Annotated in this window: 16 protein-coding genes; 13 read left to right on the top strand and 3 right to left on the bottom strand. The window is 72.6% G+C overall.

All coding sequences use genetic code 11. The annotated features are described in order from the left end of the window. Positions 1-627: a TetR/AcrR family transcriptional regulator gene (locus tag ACQPZQ_RS35830; protein ID WP_433288364.1), complete on the bottom strand. Its 627-nt coding sequence runs from the start codon at positions 625-627 to the stop codon at positions 1-3. 93 nt (positions 628-720) lie between these two features. Between ACQPZQ_RS35830 and ACQPZQ_RS35825 the strand changes: the two genes are divergently transcribed. From ACQPZQ_RS35825 to ACQPZQ_RS35810, 4 genes are read left to right on the top strand one after another with little or no spacing between them, the layout of a single operon-like run. Further along, on the top strand, positions 721-1,689 hold the full coding sequence (locus ACQPZQ_RS35825) for a quinone oxidoreductase family protein (protein ID WP_433288362.1): 969 nt from the start codon (positions 721-723) through the stop codon (positions 1,687-1,689). Positions 1,690-1,747: 58 nt separating this feature from the next. Continuing rightward, positions 1,748-2,797: an XdhC family protein gene (locus ACQPZQ_RS35820; RefSeq protein ID WP_433288360.1), complete on the top strand. Its 1,050-nt coding sequence runs from the start codon at positions 1,748-1,750 to the stop codon at positions 2,795-2,797. After that, positions 2,794-3,522 carry a YdcF family protein gene (locus tag ACQPZQ_RS35815; RefSeq protein ID WP_433288358.1) on the top strand — a complete coding sequence of 243 codons (729 nt, stop codon included), beginning with the start codon at positions 2,794-2,796 and terminating at the stop codon, positions 3,520-3,522. The genes ACQPZQ_RS35820 and ACQPZQ_RS35815 overlap by 4 nt, the downstream gene beginning before the upstream one ends. A gap of 4 nt (positions 3,523-3,526) precedes the next feature. Next, positions 3,527-4,786, top strand: a complete 1,260-nt coding sequence (locus ACQPZQ_RS35810) for a deoxyguanosinetriphosphate triphosphohydrolase (protein WP_433288356.1) — start codon at positions 3,527-3,529, stop codon at positions 4,784-4,786. Here ACQPZQ_RS35810 and ACQPZQ_RS35805 read toward each other — a convergent pair. After that, positions 4,783-5,178, bottom strand: a complete 396-nt coding sequence (locus ACQPZQ_RS35805; RefSeq protein WP_433288354.1) for a PPOX class F420-dependent oxidoreductase — start codon at positions 5,176-5,178, stop codon at positions 4,783-4,785. The two genes, ACQPZQ_RS35810 and ACQPZQ_RS35805, sit on opposite strands and share 4 nt — an antisense overlap. Before the next feature lie 121 nt (positions 5,179-5,299). On the opposite strand from ACQPZQ_RS35805, the gene ACQPZQ_RS35800 reads away from it, so the two are divergent. Beyond that, positions 5,300-5,866 (top strand): carboxymuconolactone decarboxylase family protein, encoded by a 567-nt coding sequence (locus tag ACQPZQ_RS35800; RefSeq protein ID WP_433288352.1) that lies wholly within the window; start codon positions 5,300-5,302, stop codon positions 5,864-5,866. Between the two features lie 7 nt (positions 5,867-5,873). Here ACQPZQ_RS35800 and sigJ read toward each other — a convergent pair whose 3' ends face one another. Then, positions 5,874-6,767 carry an RNA polymerase sigma factor SigJ gene (sigJ, locus tag ACQPZQ_RS35795; protein ID WP_433288350.1) on the bottom strand — a complete coding sequence of 298 codons (894 nt, stop codon included), beginning with the start codon at positions 6,765-6,767 and terminating at the stop codon, positions 5,874-5,876. Between the two features lie 40 nt (positions 6,768-6,807). Here sigJ and ACQPZQ_RS35790 point away from each other — a divergent pair, with 40 nt between their 5' ends. The 8 genes from ACQPZQ_RS35790 (at position 6,808) to ACQPZQ_RS35755 (ending at position 15,146) form a co-directional block, all read left to right on the top strand. Then, on the top strand, positions 6,808-7,416 hold the full coding sequence (locus ACQPZQ_RS35790) for an ABC transporter ATP-binding protein (protein WP_433288348.1): 609 nt from the start codon (positions 6,808-6,810) through the stop codon (positions 7,414-7,416). Then, positions 7,413-8,804 carry a DUF6297 family protein gene (locus ACQPZQ_RS35785; RefSeq protein WP_433288346.1) on the top strand — a complete coding sequence of 464 codons (1,392 nt, stop codon included), beginning with the start codon at positions 7,413-7,415 and terminating at the stop codon, positions 8,802-8,804. Before ACQPZQ_RS35790 ends, ACQPZQ_RS35785 begins: the two co-directional genes overlap by 4 nt. Before the next feature lie 89 nt (positions 8,805-8,893). Beyond that, entirely contained in the window at positions 8,894-9,130 is a 237-nt protein-coding gene (locus ACQPZQ_RS35780) for a hypothetical protein (RefSeq protein WP_433288344.1), read from the top strand. 73 nt (positions 9,131-9,203) lie between these two features. Beyond that, on the top strand, positions 9,204-11,069 hold the full coding sequence (dnaG, locus tag ACQPZQ_RS35775; protein WP_433288342.1) for a DNA primase: 1,866 nt from the start codon (positions 9,204-9,206) through the stop codon (positions 11,067-11,069). 16 nt (positions 11,070-11,085) lie between these two features. After that, the gene (locus ACQPZQ_RS35770) at positions 11,086-11,613 is read left to right on the top strand and encodes a hypothetical protein (RefSeq protein WP_433288340.1); all 528 of its coding nucleotides are present in this window, start codon (positions 11,086-11,088) and stop codon (positions 11,611-11,613) included. 18 nt (positions 11,614-11,631) lie between these two features. After that, positions 11,632-12,399 carry a trans-aconitate 2-methyltransferase gene (locus tag ACQPZQ_RS35765; RefSeq protein WP_433288338.1) on the top strand — a complete coding sequence of 256 codons (768 nt, stop codon included), beginning with the start codon at positions 11,632-11,634 and terminating at the stop codon, positions 12,397-12,399. Positions 12,400-12,489: 90 nt separating this feature from the next. Then, on the top strand, positions 12,490-14,097 hold the full coding sequence (locus ACQPZQ_RS35760) for an SLC13 family permease (protein ID WP_433288336.1): 1,608 nt from the start codon (positions 12,490-12,492) through the stop codon (positions 14,095-14,097). Beyond that, positions 14,094-15,146 carry a tartrate dehydrogenase gene (locus ACQPZQ_RS35755; protein WP_433288334.1) on the top strand — a complete coding sequence of 351 codons (1,053 nt, stop codon included), beginning with the start codon at positions 14,094-14,096 and terminating at the stop codon, positions 15,144-15,146. Before ACQPZQ_RS35760 ends, ACQPZQ_RS35755 begins: the two co-directional genes overlap by 4 nt. The last annotated feature ends 30 nt before the right edge of the window (positions 15,147-15,176 follow it).

The following is a 15,176-nucleotide window of genomic DNA, read 5'->3' as shown; positions in this document are numbered from 1 at the left end:
TCAGCCTGTCAGCTCGCCGCGGATCCCGGCGAGGACGAGGGAGAGCCCGTAGTCGAAGTGCGCGGTCGGATGCGGGGCCGCGAGGTCGTCACGGGCGGCGAGCAGGTGCGGATGTTCGGTCGGATCGAGTGCGGCGTCCAGTCGGTTGCGGGCGTCCTTCCCGCCGTCGGGCAGCGCGACTGCGAGCTGCTCCTCGGTGACGTGGGCGACGACGTAGTACGTCAGCGTGTCGGTGGCCCAAGTGGCCGCGCGATGGTCGAGGCCCGCGGTCACCAGGAGCCCCACCATCGTCTCGCCGTAGGTGAGAGCGTGCGGCAGCGGGAAGAAGCTCCCGGAGAACAGCCGGGCGCCGTCTCGCCGTGAGAGCAGCGCCCGGCGGAGCCGGTGTGCCAGCTGGGTTGCGCGCTCGTGCCACGGCCGATCGGGAGGCATGTCGTCGGTGAGTCCTGCGAGCAGCGCGTCGGCCATCGCCTCCAGCAGGGCCTGTTTGCTGCGGAAATGCCAGTAGGTGGCGCCGTTGCGCACGTCGAGCGCCTCGGCCAGCCTGCGCATGGTCAGCTGCTCGAGCCCGACCTCGTCCAGGACGTCGAGGGCAATGGTCACCACGTGCTCGCGCGTGAGTCGCACTCGGCCCTCCGAAATCGTGTTGCCGCGCGGGGGAGTATGCCGCACGCTTCAACAGCGTTGAAGTTCAACGGCGTTGAAGAAGGGGAGTTGCCAGTGCGGTTGATCCGGTTCCACACCTACGGCGGGCCCGAGGTGCTGACCCTCGACCGGGCCCCGGTGCCGGCACCGGGGGAGGGAGAGCTGCTGGTCAAGGTTTCGGCGATCGGGGTCACGCTCCCCGTCGTGCGGCTCACCCGCGGCGTGCCGGACGGCACCGGCGTCCCGCTGCCGCACGTGCCCGGTGGGGACGTGGTCGGGACGGTGGCGTCGGTCGGTGCGGGGGTGACCGGCTACGCCGTGGGCGATCGTGTGGCGGCCCTGGCGTTCACAGGCGCCTACGCGGAGTACGTCGTGGTGCCTGCGGCGTTCGCGGCCCCGGTTCCGGACGGGATCACGGACGAGTCCGCCGTGCACCTGGTGCGTGGTGGGCAGGTGGCGCTCGGCGTGCTGCGCGCATCAGGGCTCCAGGACGGGGAGAGCGTGCTGGTCACCGCGGCGGCGGGTGGTGTCGGGCACCTGGCGGTGCAGCTGGCCGCCGTCGCCGGAGCGGGCCGCGTGGTCGCGGCGATCGGGCCGACCGCAGCTTCCACGAAGGCCGCCGCTCTGCGCTCGCTCGGGGTCGACGAGGTGGTCACCTACGAGGAGCTGTCCGCAGGCCGCGCCGGGCAGGTCGACGTCGTCCTCGACGGCGTCGGGGGTGACGTCCAGAGGGCATGCCTCGCGAGCCTCGCCCCGCTGGGCAGGCTGGTCGCCTTCAGCGGCGCGGGCGTCACGGTCGACGTGAACGAGCTGCGCATGCACGCCAGGACGATCATCGGTTTCGCGATGGCCCACCACGCCGGCGGCCGCCGCGAAACCTACGCCCGTCACCGTCGCGAGCTGTGGGACCTCTCCCTCGAAGGACGCCTCCGCCCGCTCGTCCACGACGTGCTCCCACTGGAGCGGGCCTGTGAGGCCCACCGGATCGTCGAGGGTCGTGGGAACGTAGGCCGTGTGCTGCTCCGGCCCGGCGCCCGGTGCTGAACAGGACCCACCCGCACGTGCAACCTGGACCGGCCGATCGATCGCTACTCTGGCGATCGTGAGCGACGTGACTACCGCATCGGGGACGGGAACCACGCCACGGGGATCTTCGCCACTACGGGACCTTGGTGCCGCATTGCGCGAATGGGCCACCACAGGTGTGGGGGTCGTCCGCGTGCTGGACCGCCACGGCTTCGGCACGGTCGAGAGCGGCCAGCTCGTGGCGGGCACCGCCGCGGGCTCCGTGGCCGGCGCTCTGTACCGCGGCGCTCTCGACGATGCGGTCGGCCCGCTCGCCGCCGCTGCCGTGGGCGGGCCGCACACCCAGGAGGCCCATGTCTCCGAGGCCGTCGCGCTCGACGTCGGCCTCGCCTGCGCCGGTGGCGCCACACTGCTCGGCCATCCGCTGCCCGCGGAGCCCGCGTTCGCGCTCGGGGAGGCGCTGGAGCGCGAGGTGCCCGCGGCGCTGGTCTCCACCACCGGCGGTGGCGGTGCGCTGGTGCTCAGCGGTCCGGAGCTCGGCGACGTCCACGGCGGCCTCGGCTCTCCCGAGCTCGACGCCGCTGCGGTGGACGCCGCCCGGCAGTTGATGCGGCGCGGGGCCACGGTCACCGAGCGCGTCCAGGTCGAGGGCGACGAGCTGCTGCTGGACCTGTGGGTGCCGGTGCCCTCCGTGCTGGTGGCCGGGGCAGGAGCGATCGGTGAAGCCCTGGTCGCGCAGGCCAGGCTCCTCGGCTGGGGCGCCCGCACCGAAACCGAGCTCTCCGTCGTGCAGGCCGCGGTGGGCGCCTTCACCGACGCCGACGTCCTCGTGCTGCTCGACCACGCCCCGTCGTTCGACGCCGTGCTCATCGACGGGCTGCGCCGCGGGCGCGGGTTCATCGGCGCGCTCGGCTCCCGCCGCACCCAGACGGTCCGCAGGCAGCGGCTGCTGAAGGCCGGTCTCACCGAGTCCGATCTGGCAGCACTACGCGGTCCCGTCGGTCTCGACCTGGGTGCCCGCACCCCCGCCGAGACCGCAGTGTCCATCGTCGCCCAGGTGATCGCCGCCCGCTCCGGACGCGCCGGCACGGCCCTCGCCGCCACGGACGGTCGGATCGGCGGATGACGGCGCCGCCGGGCCCCCGGTTCGGCCGGCAGGTCCCCTCGGAGGCGCCGACCGAGCCCTTGCGTGGCACGCGGGCTCCGACGGCTGTGCTCGAACGCCCCCGGCGTGGTCGCTGGTTGTTCCGGCTGCTGGTCGGCGGCCTGCTGGTCGCTGTGGCGGTGGTCGGTGGCACCGCGTTCCGGGTGTGGCAGGTGGCGCGCGTCGACGACCGCCGCCCGGTCGACGCCGTGGTCGTGCTCGGCGCCGCGCAGTACGACGGTGACCCCAGCTCCATCTTCGCCGCCCGGCTGCGCCATGCCGAGGAGCTGTACGAGGACGGGCTGGCCCCGCGCATCGTCACCACCGGCGGCGGGCGTCCCGGCGACGTCTACACCGAGGCCGAGGCCGGCCGGCGCTACCTGATCGACCGTGGCGTGCCTCCACAGGCCGTCATCGCGGTGGGGGAGGGCTCGGACACGCTGCTCAGCCTGCAGGCCGTGGCGGCCAGGGCGAAGCAGGACGGCTGGCAGAGCGCGGAGATCGTCAGCGACCCGTGGCACTCCTTGCGCGCCCGCACGATGGCCCGTGACAGCGGGCTGCTCGCGTGGACGTCGCCCACCCGCACCGGGCCCGTGGTGCAGACCCGTGAGACGCAGTTCCGGTACATCGTCCGCGAGACCGGGGCGTTGCTGTACTACCGGCTCACTCACGCCTCGGTGGACACCCAGACCAGCGGGCTCGGCTGACAGCGTGACCGACCTCGGAAGGGGCGGCTACGGCGAGCACGACACGGCCCGCCTGAACCCCGAGCCGCCCAAAGGCAGCGGGCGGCCCGAACGGCGCAGCCCGTTCTCCCGCGACCGGGCCCGGGTGCTGCATTCGGCCGCCCTGCGCAGGCTGGCCGGAAAGACGCAGGTCGTCGGCCCGGGGGAGGGCGCGGAGATCACCGGCGTGCCGCGCACCCGGCTCACGCACTCCCTGGAGGTCGCGCAGATCGGGCGCGGGATCGCCGAGGAGTTGGGCTGCGACCCCGACATCGTCGATACGGCGGGGCTGGCACACGACATCGGTCACCCGCCGTTCGGCCACAACGGCGAGCGGGCGCTCGACGAGTTCGGCGTGGCGTGCGGTGGGTTCGAGGGCAACGCGCAGACGTTGCGGATCCTGATGCGGCTGGAGCCGAAGATCGGCGACAGCGGGCTGAACCTGACCAGGGCATCGCTCGACGCGTCGTGCAAGTACCCGTGGGTGCACCGGCCGGGCGACCGCAAGTACGGCGCGTACGTCGTCGACGCGGAGCTGTTCGCCTGGGTCAGGGAGGGTGCGCCCGGTGACCGGAGGTGCATCGAGGCCCAGATCATGGACTGGGCCGACGACGTCGCGTACTCCGTGCACGACGTGGAGGACGGCATCGTGAGCGGTCGCATCGACCTCGCCGCCCTCGCGTCCCCTGTGGAGCGAGCGGCCGTGGTGGAGCTCGCCGCCACCCATTTCGGCGCCTCGGCGGATGCGCTCGCGGAGGCCGCAGACGCGTTGATCGCCCTCCCGGTGGTCGCGGCCGTGCGGGGTTTCTCGGCGGCGACGGCCGCGGCGCCCGCGCAGGTGGCGCTCAAGCGGCTCACGAGTGAGCTGGTCGGCCGGTTCGCGCTGGCCGCAGGCGATGCCACCCGTGCGGCGTACGGAGAAGAGGCGCTTCGCCGGTACTCCGCCGACCTGGTGGTTCCACCGGGTGCCGGGGCGGAGGTCGCGCTGCTCAAGGCCGTCGCGCTGCGGTACGTGATGAGCGACCCCGGCAGGCGCGCGATGCAGGCACGGCAACGGGAACTGCTCGCCGAGCTCGCCTCGGCACTGTTGGCCAAGGCACCGGACGCGCTGGATCCGCTCTTCGCCGAGCACTGGGCGGAGGCGCCGGACGACGCCGCCCGGCTGCGGGTCGTGCTCGATCAGGTCGCCGTGCTCACCGATCAGCAGGCCGTCGCCCGGCACGCCGCGCTCGCCAGGCGCGGTTAGTTGCAGTACGCGGTCTCGGGGCGGACGAACAGCACCACGCGGACCGCGGCGTCGCTGGGCGGTTCGTCGAACTTCCTGGAGTAGCGCTCGGCGAGCTCAGCGTAGAACGCCGCTTCCGGATCCGGCTCGATCCGTTCCACCCGTCCCCGGAGCTCGACGAAGCGGGGCGGCCGGTCGGGGTCGTCGATGGCCACGGAGACGCGCGGGTCGGCCTGCACGTTGCGGTACTTCTGGCGTTCCGACGTGTGCGTGAACCGCAGGTGCGTCCCGTGCCACGCGAACCACATCGGGTTCACCTGCGGCGACCCGTCCGGACGGACCGTGCCCAGGTGCGCGATCAGTGGCCGAGCCAGCAGATCGATGTGGGTCTCGGGCACGACGGGGCCGGTCATGGCACCGACGCTAGGACGTCGGGCACGAGGGTTCCCGCGTGTCGTGACGCCCGTCTCGTCACGGATCACCCCGCCGTCTCGTCCCCTTCGTGATCGGACGTCGTATTTCGAGGAGGGCGACATGAGCGCACGTGTTCCGGCGGTGCCCGCCGAAGAGGCGGGAGTGGTGGGCCGGCTGATGTATCGGCTGATGCGGAAGAAGTTCGGGGACGTCCCGGAGCCGTTCGCGGTGCTCCGCCACCACAAGCGGCTGTTCTGGGCCTCGACCATCTCGGAGGCCGCGTACGACCGCGCGTCCACGGTGCTGCCCGCGCGGTTGCGGGAGCTCGCGGTGTTCCGCGTGGCGACCGTCGTCGGGTGCTCGTGGTGCGTCGACTTCGGCACGATGCTGCAGCGTCTCGGCGGCCTGGACGTCGAACGGCTCCGGCACATCGACGAGTACGCGACGCACCCGCTCTTCGAGCCCGTCGAGCGGCGCGTGCTCGCCTACGCCGACGCGATGACGGCCCTCCCGCCTGCTGTGACCGACTCCCAGGTCGCCGAGCTGGAGGCGGAGCTGGGGCGGGCGGGCCTGATCGAGCTCACCCACTCCATCGCGCTGGAGAACATGCGGGCCCGCGCCTACCACGCTCTCGGCATCGTCGACCAGGGCTTCGACACGGCGTGCCAGGTACGCCTGTCGGGCTGACCGCGCGTCAGGTGGGGAGGCGCTCCAGTTTCTCCGGGTTGAGCACCGAGTAGAGCCCCGAGATCCGGCCGTCGCGGACGGAGACGGCGGTGACTCCCGGGCCCGTCTCGCCGTAGGAAGGGGTCAGGAACCCGGTCTCGCCGTTGACCTCGACCGGGACCCACCCCTTCGTGAAGGCGGGACCGTAGCGCTCCAGCAGGCCGAGGATCAGGCGCATCACCTTCTCCGCACCGACGATGGTGCGGCGCGCCGCCTTCGTCCGCCCGTCGGAGTCGTTGACCCACACGGCCTCGGGGTGCAGCACCGCGAGCAGCGCCGGGCCGTCGGCGCGGGAGATCGCCTCAGCGAAACGCGTGAGCAGCGCGCCCACCTCGGCCGTCTGCGCCTGCGCCTGCGACGGCGGGTCGGCCTCGGCGACGATTCGCCGCGCCCGGGTGGCGTGCTGACGCGCGGCGGCCTCGCTGCAGCCGAGCACGTCGGCGATCTGGGCGAACGGCAGCGCGAGCGCGTCGTGCAGCACGAACGCCACGCGCTGCGGCGGCGTGAGTTGCTCCAGCACGACCATGGCTGCCATGCGTACGCCCTCGTCGCGCACCACGGTCGCGAGTGGGTCGTCGGTGTCGCCGGTGGTGACGAGCGGTTCGGGCAGCCACGGCCCGACGTACCGCTCGCGGCGCGCCGCGGCCGAGCGCAGCCGGTCGAGGCACAGCCGTCCGACCACGGTGGTGAGCCAGGCCCGCTCGTCGCGAAGCCCGGCGCGCGTTGCGTCGTCCAGCCCGGCGAGGCGCAGCCAGGCCTCCTGCACGGCGTCCTCGGCGTCTGCGAGGCTGCCTGTGATGCGGTAGCCGATCCGGATCAGGTGTGCCCGGTGTGCTTCGAACACTTCGACGTCCGCGTCCACGGCAGTTGAACCTACGCGGCCGACTTGGAGGTGCAAGCACGTGCTGATCGTCGACGGCCTCGTCCGGCGGTTCGGTCCCGCTGTGGTGCTGGCGGGTGTCGGTTTCTCGCTCGAGCCCGGCCGGGCGGCGGCCGTGGTCGGACCCAACGGTGCGGGCAAGACCACCCTCCTGCGCTGCGTCGTCGGCGCCGACCGGCCCGACGCGGGCGAGGTGCGTCTCGACGGCCGCTCGCTGCGCGAGGACGACCCCCGGGTCCGCGCCACCGTCGCGAGCGTGCTCGACGACGTCGAGTTCTTCCCTGACCTCTCGGTCGCCGAGCACCTCGACCTGCTCGCCAGGGCGCACGGCGCCGAGCCCGACACCGCGCCGGTGCTCGCCGAGCTGGGCCTCACCGCGCTGGCCGACCGGACCCCTGTGGGCCTCTCCAGCGGCGAGCGCAGGCGCCTGGCTCTGGCCTCCTGCCTCGTGCGCCCGCGCCGCCTGCTCGTGCTCGACGAGCCGGAGCAGCGGCTCGACGCGGCGGGCCGGCAGTGGCTGGTGGAGCGGCTCGAGCAGGAGAAGGCCGCAGGCCGCGCCGTGCTGTTCGCCTCGCACGACACGGCCGTTGTCGACGCGGTGGCCGACCAGACGGTCGAGCTGGGTACGTGACCGCCGCCCCGACGGTGCAGGTGCCGAGAGCCCGTGACCTGCGCATCCACCTCGCCCGCGCCCGGCGGGCCCAGCGCGCCGCGGCCGGGAAGGGGCAGGACCGCGACTGGTACACCCCGCTGCTCGCCGTGGCCGTGCTCACCGGGTTGTTGGTGCAGGGAGTGCGCCGGGTGATGGGCGCCGAGGCGAGCCCGCTGCCGCACGCACCGCACATCGGGCTGCTGCTCGGCGCCGTCGGGTTGGTGCTCGCGGGTGTGGTGCTCCGCGCGGCGCTGGCGCTGGGCCCGATGCTCGCCGGCCCGGCGGTACGGCACTGGCTGCTCGCCGGCACCGTCGACCGCGCCGCCATGCTCCGGCCCCGCTACCTCGCCCTGGCTGCTGCTGCGGCGCTGGCGGGGGCGGGCGGCGGGGCATTAGCGGCCCTGGTCGCCGCGGTGGCCCCGCCCTGGTGGGAGGCGGTGTGGTGGGCAGCCACCGGAGCGGGTGCCGCGGCCGCGCTCGCAGCTGCGGCCGTGATGTGGCAGGCGGGCGACACTCGGATCGGCCGGTCCGTGGGCACCGCGCTCGTGGTGGCCGGCGCGGCGAGCGTCGCGGCAGCACTGCTGGTTCCCCGCGCGTCCGCCGTCCCGGCCCTGCCTGCCCCCGCGGCCACCACCGTCGCGTGGGTGCTCGCCCTGCTCCTGTTCGGATGCGGGTGGCGGCGCCTCGGCGTCCTGGACCGGGCCGCTCTGGGAGCCGGGAGCGGGCTCGCCGCCGCCGTCCAGGCTGCGGGGACGTTCATGGAGCCCTCGCTTTTGCTCGGCCTGCTGGAGGAGCGGCGCTGGCGCTCCGCCCACCACGGGCGTTCACGTCCCGGGCGCGGTCTCGGGTACGGCGCGCTGGTGCACTCCGACCTGCGCCGCGTGCTGCGCACCCCCGGCGCGCTGCCGCTCGCGGTGGGCCTGCTGCTCGTGACCTACGCGGCTGCCGACGTGCTGCCCGCCGTGGCCGTGCCGCCCGTCGCCGTCGTCGCCGCGTACGCGGTGGCGAGCCGGGTGGCGTCGGGCGTGCGGGCCGTCACCCGCTCCGCGGCCCTGCGGCGTGCGCTCGGTGGCACCGACCGTGCGCTGATCATGGCGCACCTTGTCGCGCCCCTCGTGGTCGTGGCCGTGTGGACGGCGGCCCTGCTCCCCGCGCTGCTCCCGCTGAACCCGATCGCTGTGCTGCTGATCCCGCTCGGAGCGGTCGCCGTGGTGGAACGCTCGGCCACCCGGCCCGCGCCCGACTACGGCGCGGCCGTGTTCGAGACTGGAATGGGAGCCGTCCAGGTGGATCTCGTGCGTCAGTTGGTGCGCGGACCAGCGTTGCTGGCGGGTCTCGCTGCGGTACAGCTCCTGCTGCCCCGGTGATCGGATCGGCCGAAGGTCCGAGCAGGTTCTCGGGTAATCCGTAACTCCGACCGAGGCGCCTCTCAGGTTTCGCGGCGCAAGGTGGACATATGGACCCATTCATCGTTCTCACGGTGGTCGGGGCCGCGGCGGGACTCGCCGTACTGCTGGTCATGGCACTGACGCCGCTGTTCATCGACCTGTATCGGCCCCGCTCCGACCGCCCACTCGAACCGGCCGCGAAGCCCGCCGGTGACCCGTCCGTCGTGATCCCCACCCAGCGCGGGGCACTCGGTCTCGTGCCGCCCGCCTCGCGCGTGACGAGATTGCACGCAGCATCTCAGTAGTCGCGCCGCCCGCGCGGGGGACGCTGATCGCGGCGCCCGCAGGTCCGACCGAAGCCGGGCCTACACTCGGCCCGTGGCGGGGCGGATCCGGGACAACGACATCGCTGAGGTCCGCGACCGGACCCGGATCGACGAGGTCATCGGCGAGTACGTCGCATTGCGGCGGGCCGGAGCCGGTGCGCTGAAGGGCCTCTGCCCGTTCCACGACGAGAAGAGCCCGTCGTTCAACGTGCGGCCGAGCCACGGCACCTTCCACTGCTTCGGCTGCGGCGAGGGCGGCGACGCCGTCGCGTTCATCATGAAGATCGAGCACGTCGGGTTCGTCGAGGCCGTCGAGCGCCTCGCCGATCGGGTCGGCTTCCGGCTCACCTACGAGGGCGGCGGCAGCTCGGTGCAGCGTGACCGCGGCACCCGCAGCCGGTTGCTGGAGGCCAACAAGCGCGCCGCCGAGTTCTACGCCACGCAGCTGCGCACGCCCGAGGCCGCGCCCGCCGTCCAGTTCCTCACCAGCCGCGGGTTCGACGCGGCATCGGCCCAGATGTTCGGCTGCGGGTACGCCCCGGCCGGCTGGGACACGCTCACCCGCCACCTGCTCGCGGCGGGCTTCACACTGGACGAGTTGATGAAGGCCGGTCTGTCGAAGGAGGGCCGCCGGGGCCCGATCGACAGGTTCCACCGCCGGTTGCTCTGGCCGATCAAGGACCTCGGTGGCGACGTCGTCGGGTTCGGGGCGCGCCGCCTCTTCGACGACGACGGCATCGAGGCCAAGTACCTCAACACCACCGAGACGCCGGTCTACCGCAAGACCCATGTGCTGTTCGGGCTCGACCTCGCCAAGCGCGAGATCGCCAAGCGCCGCCAGGTGGTGGTCGTCGAGGGGTACACCGACGTGATGGCGATGCATCTGGCAGGCGTGCCCACCGCGGTCGCGTCCTGTGGCACGGCCTTCGGCGCCGAGCACATCTCGGTGATCCGCCGGTTGATCGGCGACGACTCGTTCGATCTCGGCGAGGTGATCTACACCTTCGACGGCGACGCCGCCGGGCAGGCGGCCGCGCTCAAGGCCTTCGAGGGCGAGCAGAGCTTCGCCGCGCAGACGTTCGTGGCGATCGCGCCCGACGGCCAGGATCCCTGCGAGCTGCGTCAGAGCAACGGCGACACCGCGGTGCGCGACCTGGTGGCCCGCCGCGAGCCGCTCTTCGAGTTCGCGATCCGCAGCATGCTGCGTGAGCACAACCTCGACACGGCCGAGGGCCGGGTCGCCGCGCTGCAGCGGTGCGTGCCGCTCGTGTCGCGGATCAAGCGGGAGGACCTGCGCGACGAGTACGCCCGCAGGCTCGCGGGCTGGACCAGCTGGGACGACATCGCGATGGTCGTGCGGCGGGTGCGGGAGTCCGCGGGTGCGCCGGTCGAGCCGGTGCGCGGCCGCAACGGCACCCGGCGGGAGGTGCCCGCGCCGCCCCAGAAGGACGATCCGCGGCTGCACCTGCAGCGGGAGGCGCTCAAGGCAGCCCTTCAGGTGCCGGTGATCGCCGGGCCCGCCTACGACGAGCTGCCGGAACAGGTGTTCACCCACCCGGCGTTCGCCGCGGTGCACCGGGCGGTGCAGGCCGCGGGCGGGGTGTGCGGTGGCCGCGAGGGTCACGTCTGGGTCGACGCCGTGCAGGCCGAGTGCTCCACTGAGACACGCCAGCTCGTCACCGAGCTCGCCGTAGAGCCTCTGGAGCTGCCGCGGAAGAACACCGAGGAAGCGCGTTACGTCTCGAGCGTGATCGCCGGGGTGCGGCTCGTACTGGTGGAGGCCCAGGTCGCCGAGCTGAAGGCACGCTTGCAGCGCACCAACCCGATGGAGGAGGCCGACGCCTACCACCAGCTCTTCGGCGACCTCGTGCCGCTGGAGCAGTACAGGATTGCACTGCGGGAGAAAGCGCTCCGGTGATCAGGGAGGGAGTGCGATGAACCTGCTGAAGGCGGTGCGCCGCCTACTAGGGCACGACGACCTGCCCGAGGGCTTCAACGGTCGTCTGGACGCCGACGAGCAGGTGCTCGCCACGGCGGCGCTGGGCGGTGGGGGCCACCTGGTCGTCACGTCGCGCGGGCTGTGGCTGCCCACCCCCGACGGCGTGCGGCGGCTGGGCTGGCACCTGGTCAGCAAGGCGTCGTGGAAGAACGGTGCCCTCGAGTTCGTCGAGGCACAGGAGCGCGACGTCATCGACGGGGCGGTGCTGATCGCCGATCTTCCGCCGCAGCGGCTGCGGCTCACCGAGCCCGGCCGGGTGCCGGAGGTGGTGCACGCTCGCGTCACGGGCTCGATCAAGAGCAGGCACCACCGCGACCTGCCGGGCGGCGGCGCGTGGTTCGTGCAGCGCAAGGTGCCCGGCCGCGACGGCATCGTGATGCAGGTGCGCGCCGACCCGGGCACCGACGAGGCCGCGCTGCGACAGGTGGTGGGCGACGTCGCCCGCACGCTCAAGCTGAGCTGAATTTCTAGGAGGTCCGGGATGACCAGCAGCACCACGTGGGATCCGGCGCTGTATCTCCGTTTCGACGACCACCGCTCCCGCCCGTTCCACGACCTGTTGGCCCGCGTGGGCGCGAACGCTCCACGCCGCGTGGTCGACCTCGGCTGCGGCCCCGGCCACCTCACCGCCCTGTTGAGCGCGCGCTGGCCGGATGCCGAGGTCGTCGCGCTCGACTCGTCGGCCGAGATGGTGGCCGCCGCCCGCGAACGCGGCGTCGTGGCCGAGCAGGCCGACGTCGCCGACTGGATGCCGTCGCCGGACACCGACGTCGTGATCACCAACGCGGTGCTGCAGTGGGTGCCGACGCACCGGCAGCTGTTGCCACGGTGGGTCGACGCCCTGCCGAGCGGGGCGTGGTTCGCGATGCAGGTGCCCGGCAACCTCGGCGCCCCCACCCACGCGCTGATCCGCGAGCTCGCAGGCGAGACGCCCTGGCGGGGCCGGATCGACCTGCGGGGGGAGATCGCGGTGGCCGAACCGGACGAGTACGCCGAGCTGCTGGCCGGCGCGAACGCCGAGGTCGACGTCTGGGAGACCACGTACCTGCACCGCCTCACCGGCGCGGACCCGGTTCTGGAGTGGATCAGCGGCACGGCGTTGCGGCCTGTGCGTGACGCGCTCGGCGACGACTACGCCACGTTCCGTTCGGTGCTGGCTCCGCGGCTGCGCGACGCGTACCCCGCTCGGCCCGACGGCACCACGTGGTTGCCGTTCCGGCGCATCTTCGCGGTGGCCCGCAAGCGCTGACCGCTCCTGGCGTGCGGAAACCAGGGGTGGCACGAACGGGTGATCGGTGTCACTCTCGGCGATGTTGATCCCGTCATAGTGGAGGGGACCATGACCGCCGAGAGCCAGCGCACCCGTACCGACGTCGACAAGGCCCTGCTCGGTCACGCCACCTATCGCAGCCTCGGGGAGCAACGGCTCTCCCCGGCCGAGGAACGGTTCGAGAAGGGCCGCCGCACGGTGGGGCTGTTCCTCGCGCCGATCGTGACGATCGTGTTCCTGGCGCTGCCGTTGAATCTCCAGCCCCAGCAGCAGGTGCTGGCCGGGATCCTGCTCGGCGTGATCGTGCTGTGGGTGAGCGAGGCGGTGCCGATCCCGGTCGGGGGCCTGATCGGCGTCGCGCTGATCGTGATGCTGCAGGTGGCGCCCGCCGACGACGTGCTGGCGAACTTCGGGTCGAGCACCGTGTTCACCTTCATCGGGGCGTTCATCCTCGCCCAGGCGATGCTCAAGCACGGCGTGGCGCGCCGCTTCGCCTTCCGGATCCTGTCGCTGCCGCGGGTCGGGCGCTCCAGCGTCGGGGTGATCATCGCGTTCGGTGCGGTCACGTGCCTCCTCTCGGCGTTCGTGTCGAACACCGCCACGGTGGCGATGCTCCTGCCCACGGCACTGGGCATCCTGAGCGTGATCGCGAAGCTGCTGCAGGACCGCGGGCTCGTGGCCGATGACTTCGACCCGCTGCGGCTGCGCGTCGGGGCCGCGCTGATGCTGATGCTGGCGTACGGCGCGAGCGTGGGCGGCCTGCTGACGCCGGTCGGCAGCCCGCCCAACCTGATCGGCCGCGGACTGATCGAGGAGGCCACCGGGGAGCGGATCAGCTTCGCGCAGTGGGTGGCGCTGGCGTTCCCGATCTGCCTGCTGATGTTCGTGGTGCTGGCCGTCGTGCTGCTGTTGCTCAACAAGCCGGAGATCCGCCGCATCGATGGTGTCGCGGAGTACGTGGCCGAGCAACGCTCGCAGCTGGGACCGCTCTCGCGCGCCGAGAAGAACACCTTGATCGCGTTCGGCGTCACCGTGACGCTCTGGATCCTGCCCGGCTTCGTCGCGCTCGTCGCGGGCAACGACTCGGTCGCCTACGACGTGGTGAGCGAGCGGCTCGACGAGGGCATCGTCGCCGTGTTCGGCGCGTCGCTGCTCTACCTGCTCCCGACGGACTGGCCCAACCGCGAGTTCACGCTCCGCTGGAGGGACGCCCAGCAGATCGACTGGGGCACGATCCTGCTGTTCGGCACCGGCATCATCTTCGGGGCGCTGCTCGCTGACACCGGCCTGGCCCGGACGCTGGGCGAGGCCGTCTCGACGGGGCTCGGGCTCTCGAGCGTGGTCACGATCACGATCTTCGCGGTGCTGCTGGCGATCCTCGTCTCGGAGACCACCAGCAACACCGCGTCGGCGGCCGTCGTAGTGCCGATCGTCATCCCGATCGCGGTGGCCGCGGGGGTCAACCCCTTCGTGCCCGCACTGGCCGCCACGTTCGCGGCGTCGTTCGGTTTCATGCTGCCGGTGTCGACGCCGCAGAACGCCATCGTCTACGGGTCCGGCGCTGTGCCCATCACCACGATGATTCGGTCCGGCGCCGCATTCGACCTCGTCGGAGCGATACTCATCATTGTGTTCCTTCCGCTGATGGTCGCCGCCCTCGGGCTCGGCGTCGCATGACCCCCCAGACAATCGCCGTGATCCCTGGCGACGGCATCGGTCACGAGGTGATCGATGCGGCCAGGGCTGTGCTGGACGCCGTGTGCGCCCGCCACGACATCGAGCTCGGTTACACCGAGTTCGACTGGTCGTGCCGTCGCTTCGAGCGCGAGGGCGCGATGATGCCGCCGGACGGGATCGACACGCTCCGTGCGTTCGACGCGATCCTGCTCGGCGCCGTGGGCTGGCCGGGCGTGCCGGACCACGTGTCGCTGTGGGGACTGCTGATCCCGATCCGTCGCGCGTTCCGCCAGTACGTCAACCTGCGCCCCATCCGGGTGTTCGACGGCGTGCAGAGCCCGCTGCGCGGGGCCGAGAACGTCGATTTCGTCGTCGTCCGCGAGAACGTCGAGGGCGAGTACAGCGAGGTCGGCGGCCGCGTGAACCGGGGCTTCCCGGACGAGATGGCCGTGCAGGAGTCGATCTTCACGCGGGTCGGGGTGAGCCGGATCGCCGACTTCGCCTTCGAGCTGGCGGCGTCCCGGCGCGGGTACCTGACCTCCGCGACGAAGTCGAACGGGATCGTGCACACCCTCCCGTTCTGGGACGAGGTCGTGGCCGAGCGCGCCACCCGGCACCCGGACGTGCGGTGGGACAGCGAGCACATCGACGCCCTCGCAGCGAAGTTCGTGCTGCAGCCCGAGCGGTTCGACGTGGTGGTCGGCTCGAACCTGTTCGGCGACATCCTCTCCGACCTCGCCGCGGCCGTCGCGGGCTCGATCGGGATCGCGCCGTCGGCCAACCTGGACCCCACGAGGGAGTTCCCCTCCATGTTCGAACCGGTGCACGGTTCGGCACCGGACATCGCCGGCACGGGTGTGGCCAACCCGGTGGGGGCGGTGTGGTCGGCGGCGCTGATGCTGGGGCACCTCGGCCACCCGGACGCGGCTGCCGACGTCCTGGCTGCGATGGAGGCCACGCTCGCGAAGCCGGAGACGCGCACGGCGGACCTCGGGGGCAGCGCCTCGACCTCCGAGGTGACCGAGGCCCTGGTGGCGCACCTGCGCTGAGCAGAAGGCGAGCTGATCGCCGGACGATCG

This window comes from Pseudonocardia sp. CA-142604, assembly GCF_050948475.1.
Lineage (GTDB): Bacteria > Actinomycetota > Actinomycetes > Mycobacteriales > Pseudonocardiaceae > Pseudonocardia > Pseudonocardia alaniniphila.
This window is presented reverse-complemented; position numbering and strand designations above follow the sequence as displayed.

What these genes read in the sequence shown, in the direction of transcription:
- ACQPZQ_RS35760 (WP_433288336.1), top strand. Translation starts at nt 12,490, where the DNA reads ATGACCGCCGAGAGCCAGCGCACCCGTACCGACGTCGACAAGGCCCTG.
- ACQPZQ_RS35805 (WP_433288354.1), bottom strand. Translation starts at nt 5,178, where the DNA reads ATGACCGGCCCCGTCGTGCCCGAGACCCACATCGATCTGCTGGCTCGG.
- ACQPZQ_RS35815 (WP_433288358.1), top strand. Translation starts at nt 2,794, where the DNA reads ATGACGGCGCCGCCGGGCCCCCGGTTCGGCCGGCAGGTCCCCTCGGAG.
- ACQPZQ_RS35765 (WP_433288338.1), top strand. Translation starts at nt 11,632, where the DNA reads ATGACCAGCAGCACCACGTGGGATCCGGCGCTGTATCTCCGTTTCGAC.
- ACQPZQ_RS35780 (WP_433288344.1), top strand. Translation starts at nt 8,894, where the DNA reads ATGGACCCATTCATCGTTCTCACGGTGGTCGGGGCCGCGGCGGGACTC.
- ACQPZQ_RS35800 (WP_433288352.1), top strand. Translation starts at nt 5,300, where the DNA reads ATGAGCGCACGTGTTCCGGCGGTGCCCGCCGAAGAGGCGGGAGTGGTG.
- ACQPZQ_RS35755 (WP_433288334.1), top strand. Translation starts at nt 14,094, where the DNA reads ATGACCCCCCAGACAATCGCCGTGATCCCTGGCGACGGCATCGGTCAC.
- ACQPZQ_RS35770 (WP_433288340.1), top strand. Translation starts at nt 11,086, where the DNA reads ATGAACCTGCTGAAGGCGGTGCGCCGCCTACTAGGGCACGACGACCTG.